The sequence below is a fragment of the Streptomyces sp. NPDC057099 genome, assembly GCF_042671245.1.
Lineage (GTDB): Bacteria > Actinomycetota > Actinomycetes > Streptomycetales > Streptomycetaceae > Streptomyces > Streptomyces purpurascens.
In genome coordinates this window covers 484,868-497,029 of the sequence record NZ_JBHUTX010000001.1, presented here as the reverse complement: position 1 = coordinate 497,029, position 12,162 = coordinate 484,868, and the positions used below count along the sequence as shown (strand labels likewise).

General features: G+C 71.0%; 10 protein-coding genes. 9 read left to right on the top strand and 1 reads right to left on the bottom strand.

Annotated elements, in window-relative coordinates:
- Positions 1-16 precede the first annotated feature (16 nt).
- A complete protein-coding gene (locus ACFT4A_RS02115; RefSeq protein ID WP_382825095.1) occupies positions 17-1,054 on the top strand; it encodes a LacI family DNA-binding transcriptional regulator in 1,038 nt (345 codons plus the stop codon).
- Positions 1,055-1,092: 38 nt separating this feature from the next.
- On the opposite strand, the gene ACFT4A_RS02110 is transcribed toward ACFT4A_RS02115, so the two are convergent.
- Positions 1,093-4,455 (bottom strand): discoidin domain-containing protein, encoded by a 3,363-nt coding sequence (locus ACFT4A_RS02110; protein ID WP_382825093.1) that lies wholly within the window; start codon positions 4,453-4,455, stop codon positions 1,093-1,095.
- 161 nt (positions 4,456-4,616) lie between these two features.
- Here ACFT4A_RS02110 and ACFT4A_RS02105 point away from each other — a divergent pair, with 161 nt between their 5' ends.
- The 8 genes from ACFT4A_RS02105 (at position 4,617) to ACFT4A_RS02070 (ending at position 12,037) form a co-directional block, all read left to right on the top strand.
- Positions 4,617-5,528, top strand: a complete 912-nt coding sequence (locus tag ACFT4A_RS02105) for a LysR family transcriptional regulator (protein WP_382825092.1) — start codon at positions 4,617-4,619, stop codon at positions 5,526-5,528.
- Positions 5,529-5,669: 141 nt separating this feature from the next.
- Positions 5,670-6,836: a CaiB/BaiF CoA transferase family protein gene (locus ACFT4A_RS02100; RefSeq protein ID WP_382825091.1), complete on the top strand. Its 1,167-nt coding sequence runs from the start codon at positions 5,670-5,672 to the stop codon at positions 6,834-6,836.
- Between the two features lie 71 nt (positions 6,837-6,907).
- Entirely contained in the window at positions 6,908-7,684 is a 777-nt protein-coding gene (locus tag ACFT4A_RS02095; RefSeq protein ID WP_382825089.1) for a crotonase/enoyl-CoA hydratase family protein, read from the top strand.
- 6 nt (positions 7,685-7,690) lie between these two features.
- Complete coding sequence (locus ACFT4A_RS02090; protein WP_382825087.1) at positions 7,691-8,437, top strand: acetoacetate decarboxylase; 747 nt, start codon at positions 7,691-7,693, stop codon at positions 8,435-8,437.
- A complete protein-coding gene (locus tag ACFT4A_RS02085; RefSeq protein WP_382825085.1) occupies positions 8,434-9,393 on the top strand; it encodes a 3-hydroxyacyl-CoA dehydrogenase NAD-binding domain-containing protein in 960 nt (319 codons plus the stop codon). The genes ACFT4A_RS02090 and ACFT4A_RS02085 overlap by 4 nt, the downstream gene beginning before the upstream one ends.
- Before the next feature lies 1 nt (position 9,394).
- Positions 9,395-10,597 (top strand): acyl-CoA dehydrogenase family protein, encoded by a 1,203-nt coding sequence (locus ACFT4A_RS02080; protein ID WP_382825084.1) that lies wholly within the window; start codon positions 9,395-9,397, stop codon positions 10,595-10,597.
- 76 nt (positions 10,598-10,673) lie between these two features.
- A complete protein-coding gene (locus ACFT4A_RS02075) occupies positions 10,674-11,192 on the top strand; it encodes a toxin-antitoxin system HicB family antitoxin (protein ID WP_382825082.1) in 519 nt (172 codons plus the stop codon).
- On the top strand, positions 11,192-12,037 hold the full coding sequence (locus tag ACFT4A_RS02070; protein WP_382825080.1) for a DUF4097 domain-containing protein: 846 nt from the start codon (positions 11,192-11,194) through the stop codon (positions 12,035-12,037). Before ACFT4A_RS02075 ends, ACFT4A_RS02070 begins: the two co-directional genes overlap by 1 nt.
- Positions 12,038-12,162 lie beyond the last annotated feature (125 nt).

Below are 12,162 nucleotides of genomic sequence, written 5' to 3'. Positions count from 1 at the left end.
AGAGGCAAGGGACCGGATGGAGCCGCCAGCAGCACGTCGCAGAGTCACCATCGTCGACGTCGCGCGTCACGCCCAGGTCTCCACGACCGCCGTCTCCAAAGTGCTGCGGGGCGCCTACGGCGCCAGCCCCGAGATGCGGGCCAAGGTGCGGAGCGCGATCGACGAACTGGGCTACCGTCCGCACGCGGGCGCCAGGGCCCTGCGCGGTCAGACGTACACCATCGGCGTGATGCTGCCCGACATCCGCAACCCCTTCTTCCCCGAGATCCTCGACGGCATCACGGGTTCGCTGGAGGACACCGAGTACCAGGTGCTCCTCGGACCGGGCTGCAACGGCGAGAAGGCCGAGGCCCGCGTCACCGAGGCGATGATCGACCGCGGCATGGACGGCATCGCCCTGGTCGCCCCCGTGTCGTCGCGAGCCCGCCTGGAGCAGGTGGCCTCCGCCGTGCCGACCGTCGTCATCGGCCGGCACGGGTCGTCTTCGCGATACGACACGGTGGCCGACGACGACATCGAGGGCGCGTCCCTGGTCGTCGGCCACCTCGCCGGTCTCGGGCATCGCCGGATCGCCCACATCGACCACCACGAAACCGATCCCGCACGCCTCGCGGAGATGCCCAACGCCCGGCGTGCCGACGGATACCGGCAGGCCATGCGGGCGCACGGTCTGGAGGAGTCGATCGACGTCGTCTCCACCAGCTACACCCAGGAAGGCGGCTACGAGGGCGCGAAGCGGCTGCTGGCCCGCCCGCACCGGCCCACGGCCGTCTTCGCCGGGGCCGACGTCGTCGCGATGGGTGTCCTGGAAGCGGTCGGCGAGGCCGGGTTGACCGTCCCCGGCGACCTCTCGGTGGCCGGCTACGACAACACCACCTTCGCCGCACTCGGGCCGATCTCACTGACCAGCGTCGACCAGGCGGGGCACGAGATGGGCAGGAACGCCGTACGCCTCCTGCTGGACCGGATCGCCGACCGTCACCGACCGTCGAGCCGGGTCATGCTCTCCCCCACGCTCGTGCCGCGCCGGACCACGGCACCGCCGTCGTCGTAGGCCGACCCGGCCGAGCCGGGGTCGGCCCGCGCCGTCCGCTACCCGACGCGCATCTCGGCGAGCTGCAAGCGGTACTTGGCCGCCTCGTCGGCGGCGGGCGCACCCAGCCTGGTGGCGCGCAGGCGCAGGTAGCGGCCGGTCGCGGAGGTGAGGGTGTAGGTCTGGGCGGCTCCCTGGGGGTTGCTCTGGCCGGTGACGGTGCGGACGGTGGTGTACGTGCTGGAGCCGTCGCCCCGGGTCTGGAGCGTGAAGTCGACGGGGAAGCCGGCTGTGCCACCGCCCGTCGCGGACGTGTCGGTGCGCGGGTGCAGGGTGACGGTGCCGATCGCCCGGTCGGCGCCCAGGTCGACCTCGATCCACACGGGGGTGTCAGCGATGTCGGCGGAGGCGAAGTCGATGCTGGTGAAGCCCTTGGCGCCGGTCACGCTGGTGGTGGCGCCGTCCAGGACCCGGGTCTTGCCCCAGTCGCCGTTCTCCAGGGTGTAGTTGGCGGTGACCGTGGTCGCGGCGGTGGGGACCGTGAGTTCGGCGAGTTGGAGACGGTACTTGGTCGTCTCGTCGGCGGCGGGCGCGCCGAGCCTGGTGGCCCGCAGACGGATGTAGCGGGCAGTGGTCGTCTTGAAGCCGTACGTCTGGACGAGCCCGCGGGGGTTCGGCCGGCCGGTGACCGTGCGGACGGTGGTGTACGTGCTGGAGCCGTCGCCCCGGGTCTGCAGGGTGAAGTCGACGGGGAAGCCCGCCGTGCCACCGCCCGTCGCGGACGTGTCGGTGCGGGGGAAGAGCCGTACGGCGTCGAGGTCGGTGTCCGAACCGAGGTCGATCTCCACCCACACGGGGTTCGCGCCGACGTCGGCGGAGGCGAACTCGTCGCTGGTGAAGCCCTTCGCCCCGTTCACGCTCGTGAGCTTGCCGTCGGTGAGGCGGTTCCTGCCCCAGTCCCTGTTCTCCAGGCTGCTGTTGCTGGTGACGGGCCTGCCCAGAGCGAGGTTGTCGAGTCGGCCGGTGCCCGTCGCCGTGAAGGTCCACGTGCCGGGCCGGACGGTGAAGTACACGTACGAGGAGTCCTTGCCGTCCCGGCCGAGACCGCTGACGCCGCCCGTGAAGGAGCCGCCGCTGAAGACGGTGGTGCCGTTCGCCTTGATGAGGGGCTGTGAGCCGCCGTAGGTGGGGACGCCCACGCGAGCGGTCGTTCCGTTCGGCGAGGTGAGCGTCAGGGTGACCCGGGTGCCGTCGCGCCGGATGCCGAAGCGGATGTCGCCCCGGACGGTGGGCGTGACCGTGTCGATCTTCGTGAGCGTGCCGGTCTGCGGGATCACCTCGTACGTCGTCCAGCCGGGCCGGGTGGGGCGCACCCCGGCGGCGTATGCGGACAGCGCGTACAGCGGGCCCCCGTTCCAGGCGTGGTTGTCGGTGCCCGCCGCCTTGTCCCACAGCTCCCACAGGGTGTGGCAGGCGGGGTCGGCGACCTGGGCGGCGAAACGGTTGCGCATCCGCTCCTCGGCGACGGTGGCCGCGCCCATCAGATACAGCGCCTCCAGGACGTAGAACTCCATGTACGGGCTGGCGTTGAGGTGGGTGCGCAGGACCTCGGTGACGGCACGGTGGCGGGAGGCGGGGGCCAGACCCGCGACGACGGCCAGGGCGTTGGCCCGGTCGTCGGTGTCGCGGGTGTAGCCGGGTGAGCGGTATTCGCTGCCGGACGCGTTCCACAGCACGCGGTCGAAGTTGGCCTTGATGCTGTCCCGTTGGGCCTTCCAGCCGGCCGCATCGCCGCTGTTGCCACTGAGGTCGGCCAGCTTGGCGGCCGTGTCCAGGGCCAGGTAGTACCAGCAGTTGTCGAGGACACGGGCGTCGATGTCGCTGCCCCAGTCCTCCCAGTCCCAGTCCCCCGCGCGGTGGGCGACCAGGCCGTCGCCGTCCAGGCTCCACAGGTTCAGGTACTTCCTCACCGCCGGGTAGGCGCCGGTGACGGCGTCGGCGTTGCCGGTGTGGAGGTAGTAGGTCCAGAAGGACCAGACCGAGGCGAGCATCTGGACGGGCAGTTCGGCGGTCCAGATCACCGACGGCATCGGGGAGTAGAGCACCCCGCCGGACTCCTGCCAGGAGACCAGCTGGGAGATGGCCTTCGCGCCGAGCGCGTGGGATCTGGTGTCGAAGGTGTAGAAGCCCTCCTTCAGCTGGTTGACGACGTCGCCCCACCACTGGGCGCGCTCGCGGGTCGGGCAGTCCATGTAGTTGTCCCGCATGTTGACGTACATCGTGCGTGCGGCCTTGGACCACAGGGTGTCGAAGAAGGCGTCGTCGCTGCTGAAGGAGCCCGCGAAGTCGGTGTCGTAGCCGCTCTCCCGGTACTTCAGCTCCAGGATGGTCACACCGGCCGGAACGGTGTACCGGACCGCGGTGCCGCTCATCCATCCCAGCGACTCGAACTCCTGGACTCCGCCGGTGCAGACGTAGGTGGAGCGGACGTTGTAGGCGGTCCCGGGCTCGATCCCGGTCAGGCCGGCGCCGTCGTCGTAGTGGTCGGTCCGGATGTCGATGACCGCGCCGGCCGGGGCGTCCACCTTGAGGTACGGGGTGACCTGGATGTTGGACGGGAGGGCGGCCGAGATCGCGGTGGAGCCCTGGCCGGTGCCCGGGAGGGCGGAGGCGTTGGTGTAGGGCTTCAGGCCGGAGTGGCGGAACAGCGGGATGGGCCGCCGGACGAGGTCGTTCCAGGGCGCGGAGCCGGCGGCTCCGGAGTCGGTGGGCGCCGTCCAGCCGCTGTCGTCGAAGCCCGGGGACCGCCAGCCCGTCATGGCGGTGGCGTCGCGGGCGTCGTAGTGGATGTTCGACTCGGGCAGCCGGAAGTTCGCCTGCGGACCGCTGGTGTCGTGGGAGTAGCCGGGGTGGACGGTGTGCTTCCAGGCGGTGTCACTGACCAGACGGGTGGTCGTCGTGCCGGTCCGCAGGTCCGACTGGAACAGCAGGCCGCCCTTGCCGCTGCTGTGGTGTGAGAAGCCCTGCTTGCCGAAGTGCCGGACGAGCAGTGCGATCGTGTTGTCGCCGCCGTCGAGGTACGGGGCGAGGTCGATCTCGTCGTAGTAGGTGCCGGTGCGGTCGGGGCCGCGTTTGAGGCCGCCCTCGAAGACGACCAGGGCGCCGTTCACCCACAGCCAGTACTTGGAGTCCGCCGCGATCCGCGTCACGGCCTCGGACGGCGCGGAAGCCAGCCGGAACGACCTGCGGAAGGCGACCCACTGGTTCGTCGAACTGGACGGGGCCCAGATCCACTTCGCGGTCCACGACTCAGCGGCGGCCGCCGCCGGTGCGAGGCCGGGAAGGACCAGGGAGCCGAGCGTGGGTGCGAGGGCCACGGCAATGGCCGAGCGCAGGGCAGCCCGACGGGAAACGTTATACATCGAGGGGGACCTTCCCGGGAGTGCTGTCGAGGGGGGTAAGGGAGGCGACCAACTGGGAACTGCGCGTTGAATCGATTCAGTCATGGTCTTGCAGGCGCGATCTTCAGCCCCCGGGGAGGGCTTGTCAATGGGTTGGGCAGAAGGTGGCTAGGGTGGGTGCCGTGGAGCTCCTACACCTGCGTTATTTCGTCGCCGTCGCCCAAGAACTGAACTTCTCCACCGCGGCCCGCAAACTGCACATGGCGGCGTCCCCGTTGAGCCGGCGGATCAAGGATCTCGAGAGCGAACTCGGGCACCGGCTGTTCGACCGCGACACGCATCGGGTGCGGCTCACCCCGGCCGGCACGGCGCTGCTGCCGATCGCGCGCGGTGTTCTGGAGCAGGTCGATTCCATCCGGTGGCGGCTGGACGAGACGGCCCGGCCGCAGCGGACCACGTTGCTGCTCGGCGTCCCCAGCGGCATCCATCCGGACCTGCGCGAACGGATGGACGCCCTCGCCGAGCGGGTCGGCGACCGGTTCGAGATCAAACGCTGGCCGGGCGGCACCGACCGGCTGGTCGACGCGGTGTGCGACGGCCGGCTCGCGCTGACGCTGGCCCGGCTGCCGGTCGGCGGCGACCCCGCCCTGGAGCAGTTGCCGGTGATGTCGGAGCGGCTCGGCGCGGTCGTGCCCAGGGACCGGTTCCCGGGGCGGGAGTCGATCGCACTGGCGGAGCTGGCCGACCTGGCCTACGCGGGCTCCCCCACGGCCGTGACCAACGCGTATTTCCGCGGGCTCGACCAGCAGCTGTCCGATCTCGGCATCAAGAAGCGGATCGAGCTGAGCAGTGTCACTTTCGACGGAGTTTCCGAGATAGTGGCCAGTGGACTGGCTTTCTCCGTTTCCATGCTGGATTCGAGAAGCCCAGTACAGAATTACCGTCTGGACAATGTGACGGTGCTCCCCTTCTCCGATTTCCACCCGATGCTGGAGACCGGACTGTTCTGGCGCAAGGACCGGGCGGACGGCGGTGACCTGGAAGAAGTCGTCGCAGCGGCCCGCGAGGTATTCACCGAGCCTCTGCACGCCTGAATTCTAAATAATTCCCGAAAAGGCGGTATGACCACTGTGGTCATACCGCCTTTCGCCATTTGGTCATTCCGTTCCAGACCGGCCCTTGCTAACTTAGTTTCCAGATACACACATGCGGCGAAGCTAGGAGTGAAGGTAACGATGACGGAAATCACGGACACCACCGCCGGTCCTCTGGACGGCGTGCGCGTGATCGACCTCTCGACCGTGGTGATGGGCCCGTACGCCGCCCAGATCCTCGGTGACCTGGGCGCCGACGTGATCAAGATCGAGTCGCCCGCCGACACCGTGCGCGTGGGCCACTACCGCACCACGCCGGGCATGACCCCGCTCAACCTGAACGTCAACCGCAACAAGCGGAGCGTGGCCCTCAACCTCAAGGACGAGACCGACCGGGAGCACGCGCTCGCACTGGTCGACACCGCGGACGTGCTCATCACGAACATGCGGCCCGGCGCGCTGCACCGCCTGGGCCTGTCGTACGACGACATCGCCGCCCGCAACCCGCGGCTCGTCTACGCGCACGCCCAGGGCTTCCGCGGCGACTCGGACCGGGCCGGCAACGCCGCCTACGACGAGACCGTGCAGGCCGCGTCCGGCCTGGTCGACATCGCCGACCGCGCGCTGGGCGAGCCCGTCTACCTGCCGACCATCATCGGCGACAAGGTCTCCTCGCTGACCATCGCCTACAGCGTGCTCGCGGCCCTGCTGCACCGGGACCGGACCGGCCGGGGCCAGCAGGTCGAGATCCCGATGACGGACACGCTGATCGCCTTCAACCTCGTCGAGCACCTGGCGGGCCACACCCACGTCCCCGAGAGCAGCCCCACCGGCTTTCCGCTGTCGATGCTCAAGGGCCACAAGGCGGTGCGCACCAAGGACGGCCTCGCCTGTGTCATCCCGTACAACCCGCGCAACTACCGTGACTTCTTCTCGGCCGCCGGACGCCCGGACCTCGCCGAGGACCCGCGGGTCGGCGGGGACGCCATCGACAGCGCCGACCACGAGGACCTGGCCGAGCTGATCGGCGTGTGCGCCCCGGCGCTGACCACCGAGGAGTGGGCCGAGGTGTGCGCCAAGCACAGCATCCCGATGGCCCCGGTGCTGGAGCTGGAGAACGCCCACGAGGACCCCTACGTGCGCGACGGCCACCTGCTCGACACCGTGGAGCACCCGACCGAGGGCACCGTCCGCACCATCGGCATCCCGGTGCGCTTCTCCGCGACCCCCGGCTCGATCCGCCGGCTGGCGCCGGTCGCGGGCCAGGACACCGCGGACGTCCTCGCCGAACTCGACGCCGCCCGCTGAGCGAAACCCCTCCCCCTCTCGCCGTCGGGGAGCGGCCCGCGCCCCCCGACGGCCGTCACAGAAGGACAACCATGAGCACCCCCGAAACCCCTGTCGTGCGGACCGAACGCATCGGTTCCGCCCTGCTGATCACCCTCGACCGGCCCGAGGCCCGCAACGCCGTGAACGCGGCGGTGGCCACCGGACTGGCCGGCGCGCTGGACGAGTTGGAGGCCGACCCGGCGCTGCGGGCCGGTGTCCTGACCGGTGAGGGCGGCACCTTCAGCGCCGGCATGGACCTCAAGGCGGCGCTGCGCGGCGAGTCGCCCGAGATCGAGGACCGCGGGTTCGGCGGACTGACCGAGTCGGAGCCGGCCAAGCCGCTGATCGCCGCCGTGGAGGGCTTCGCCATGGGCGGCGGCTTCGAACTGGCCCTGGCCTGCGACCTGATCGTCACGGCCGAGGACGCCCGGTTCGGTCTGCCCGAGGTCAAGCGCGGGCTGATCGCGGCGGGCGGCGGCGTGATCCGGCTGCCCAAGCGGATCCCGCACCACCTCGCCATGGAACTGCTGCTGACCGGCGAGCCCGTCGACGGCCGCCGTGCCGGCGAACTGGGCCTGGCCAACCGGGTCACGGCCACCGGCCAGGCGGTCGCCGAGGCGCTGCGGCTGGCCGAGCGGCTCGCGGAGAACGCCCCGCTCGCGCTCGCCACCGTCAAGCGCGTCGTCCGCGCCGCCGACGGGGCGCCCGACGCCGAGGCCTTCGCCTTCCAGCGTGAGCAGATGAAGACCCTGATGGCCTCCGCCGACGTCCGCGAGGGCATGACGGCCTTCGCCGAGCGCCGCCCCGCGCAGTGGACGGGACGGTGAGGCGCGATGCAGGCCGAGGACGTACGACAGCACGTCACCACCCCCCTCACCAGCCCGGCGTTCGCGCCAACGGTCCCGCGGTTCACCGACCGGGAGTACCTCAACGTCGTCTACCGCACCGACCCCGAGGCGCTGCGGGCGGTCGTCCCGGAGCCGCTGCGGATCGATGAGCCGCTGGTCCGGTTCGAGGTCATGAAGATGGGCGACGTCAGCGGCTACGGCCCCTACACGGAGGCCGGGCAGGCGATCCCCATCAGCTTCGAGGGCGAGCGGGGCGAGTACCTGCACGCGATGTACCTCGACAACTTCCCGGCGACCGCCTCCGGCCGCGAGGTCTCCGCCTACCCGAAGGTCATGGGCTCCCCGGCGCTCCGCGTCGACACCGGCGCGCTCGTCGGCACCCTCGACCACGGCGCCCTGCGGGTCGCCACCGCGACCATGGGCTACAAGCACCACGAGCTGGACCGGGCCGAGGCGGCGGCGCAGATCACCGTGCCGACCTTCATGCTCAAGACCATTCCCGGCTACGACGGTCTGCCGCGTGTGCAGGAACTCGTCCGCACCCGCATCACCGACCTCACCGTCAAGGAGGCCTGGACCGGCCCCGCCCGGCTGCAGCTGTTCCAGCACGTGCTCGCCCCACTGGCCGACCTGCCGGTGCTGGAGGTCGTCTCCGCCAGCCACATCCTCACCGACCTGACGCTCGCGGGCGTCGAGCCGGTCCACGACTACCTGAAGGGCGCCCTGTCATGACCCGCGCTTTCCGTACGGCCGCCGTGATCGGCGCCGGGACCATCGGACTGTCCTGGGCGACGCTGTTCGCCGCGCACGGCCTGACCGTCAAGGTGACCGACCCGCGGCCGGACCTCGCCGACGCCCTGGCCGAGGCCCTCGACCTGAACGCCCCGCATCTGGCCGCGCGCGGCCTGGACGTGACGGGCCTCGCCGACCGGGTGCACATCGCGGCCGATGTCGCCGAGGCGGTCCGGGACGCGGACGTCGTCCAGGAGAACGGCCCCGAGCGGGTCGAGTTCAAGCAGGACCTGTTCGCCACGCTGGTCCGGGAGGCGCCCGACCACGCGCTGCTGCTCAGCTCCTCGTCGGCGATCCCGTCCAGCGCGTTCACGCGTGAGCTGCCGGACGAGGCCGCCGCCCGGGTCCTGATCGGCCACCCCTTCAACCCGCCGCACCTGGTCCCGCTCGTCGAGGTGGTGCCCGGGGAGCGCACCGGCGAGGACGCCGTGCAGGACGCGGTGGACTTCTACACCTCGGTCAGCCGCACCCCGGTCGTCGAGCGCAAGGAGATCCCCGGCTTCGTCGGGAACCGGCTGCAGAACGCGCTCAGCCGCGAGGCGGTGTACCTCGTCGAGCAGGGCGTGGTGACCCCCGAGGACCTCGACAAGGTGATGACGAACTCGCTGGGCCTGCGCTGGGCCACGGTCGGGCCGTTCCTCGGCTCGCACCTGGGCGGCGGACCCGGCGGCTACCGGCACCTCGTCGAGCACATCGGCGCGTCGATGCAGCGGATATGGGGAGACGAGCCGGGCCTCGGCAGCCCGTCGCAGGACAAGGAAGAACAGGAACGGCTCATCGAAGCCGTGGAAAAGGCCTACGGCTCCTCCACGTACCCGGAACTCACCGAGACGCGCGACCGCAGGCAACTCGCGGTGCTGTCCGCCCTGGACGGCGCCGACAAGGAGGAGAACTGAGATGACCACCCCCATGGAACCCCTCGAGGACCAGCTGACCGCCGACTTCTACACCTACGAGGCCCTGCTGCCGGACGAGGAGCGCAAGATCCTCCTCAAGGCCCGCGCCCTCATGCGGGACGAGGTCAAGCCGCTGGTGAACGAGAACTGGGCCAAGGGCGAGTTCCCCACCGAACTCATCTCCCTGTTCCGCGACAGCGGCCTCGCCGGACTGCCCTACGAGGGCTACGGCGAACACCGCCCCGCCGTCAGCAACCTCCTCAGCGGCATGCTCGCCCTGGAGATGACCCGCACCGACGCCTCGGTGTCCACCTTCTTCGGCGTCCACAACGGCCTGGCGATGTACTCGATCCACTCGGGCGGCGACCAGGAGCAGCGCGACCGCTGGCTCCCGGAGATGGCCGCGATGGACAAGATCGGCGCGTTCGCCATGACCGAGCCGCTCGGCGGCTCCGACGTCGCGGGCGGCATGCGCACCACCGCCCGGCGCGAGGGCGACAGCTGGGTCCTGAACGGCGCCAAGAAGTGGATCGGCAACGCGACCTTCGCCGACTACGTCGTGGTCTGGGCCCGCGACGTCGACGACAACCACGTCAAGGGCTTCGTCGTCGAGAAGGGCATGCCCGGCTTCGAGCCGGTGAAGATCGAGGGCAAGATCGCCTTCCGGATCGTGGAGAACGCCGAGATCACCCTGACCGACGTCCGGGTGCCGGAGGCGAACCGGCTGCAGAACATCAACTCGTTCCGGGACGTCGCCGAGATCCTGCGCGCCACCCGCAGCGGGGTCGCCTGGCAGGCGCTGGGCGTCATGGTCGGCGCCTACGAACTGGCCCTGGACTACGCCCGGGAGCGCCGCCAGTTCGGCCGCCCGATCGGCGGCTTCCAGCTGGTGCAGGACCTGCTGGTGAAGAGCCTGGGCAACATCACGGCGTCCTGGGGCATGCTGGTGCAGCTCGCCCGGCTGCAGGACGCGGGCATCTTCCGTGACGAACACTCCGCGCTGGCCAAGGCGTTCGTCACCTCCCGGATGCGGGAGGTCGTGGCCTGGAGCCGGGAGATCTTCGGCGGCAACGGAATCCTCCTGGAGCACGACATCGCCCGGTTCTTCGCCGACGCCGAGGCCATCTACTCCTTCGAGGGCACCCGCGAGATGAACACCCTGATCGTCGGCAAGTCGATCACCGGCCAGAGCGCCTTCGTGTGACGCACGCGAGACGGGAACCCCAGGTCCTTCGACCTGGGGTTTTCTCATGGCGCCACCTTGATGCCATCATGCCGCCATGGACCTCACGCCCTACGTCGACTCACTCCGCCGGGAACTCGCGGTGGCTGCCGAAGCCGGTGGGGAGGACGCCCGCGAGCTGGCCGAGCGGCTGACCGCTCCGCTGGAGTCGGCGACCCGCCTGACACTGCTGAACGTGCTGTCCGCCGCCATGGACGAGATCACCCGCGAACTCGCCCCCGGCTCGGTCGACGTACGGCTGCGCGGGCTCGACCCCGCCTTCGTCGTGACACCGCCGCCGGCCGGCGCCGGATTCGAGGAGCCGGACACGCGCCCTGAGCCGCCCAGGGCCCCGGCGCCCGCCGACGCCGACGACGGCACCACCGCGCGGATCAATCTGCGTCTGCCCGCCCACCTCAAGGGGCGCGCCGAGGAGGCCGCCGCACGCGAGGGCCTGTCGGTCAACGCCTGGCTGGTGCGCGCCGTGAACGCGGCCGTGGAGAGCGGCGACGTCCGGGCCCGCCCCACCGAGTCGACCCGCAGCGGCGGCAACCGCTACACCGGCTGGGTGCGCTGATGCCCGCCTTCGAGACCCCGGAACCCGTCGCGGTGACCCTCCGCATCGGCACGGGCCTCGTGCGGTTCCTCGCCGACGACCGCGCCGACACCGTCGTGGAGGTGCTGCCCACGGATCCGGAGCGGGACGCCGATGTGCGGCTCGCCGGGCAGACCCAGGTGAGCTGCGCGGGCGGGCGCCTGCACATCGAGGCGCCCCGGCAGCGCACCCTGTTCGGGCGGCCGCCGTCCGTGGACATCGTCATCGAACTGCCCGCCGGTTCCCGGGTGGAGGCGGAGGCGGCCCGGGCCGACTTCCGCGCCGAGGGACGGCTCGGCCGGACCCGGGTGAAGACCTCGACCGGCGACATCCGGCTGGCCGAGACGGGGCCGCTGCATCTGCACACCGCGCACGGGCGCATCACGGTGGAGCACGCCCTGGGCGACGTCGAGGCCCAGACCGGTTCCGGCAGCATCGGTATCCGCGCGGTCGAGGGCGGTGTCGTACTGAAGAACTCGCACGGCACGACGACCGTCGGCTCCGTCACCGGAGAGGCCAGGCTCAGCGGCGCCAACGGCAACATCACCGTCGGGCGGGCCGGCGCCGGAGTGCGCGCCACCACCGCGCACGGGATGCTCCGGGTCGATGACGTCGCCCGGGGTTCCGTGCGGTTGGAGACGTCCTACGGGGACATCGAGGTCGGGGTGCGGGCCGGTACCGCGGCATGGCTGGACGCGAGTTCGGGCCACGGCCGGGTGCGCAATCTGCTCACCGCCTCCGACCGCCCCGCGGAGAGCGACGACAGGGTGGAGGTGCGGGCCCGCACCCGCTACGGCAACATCGAGATCCGGCGCGCCGCGGTCTGAGAGCCCGCCCTGATACGGCGCCCCGGCCCGGGAATTGCCCCGGGACGCACCCCTGCTGTCCCCACCGTGCACGGGCGGCCCCGAACCCCTCCGGCGCTCGTCCGGCGTGCCTAGCGTGAGGAGCG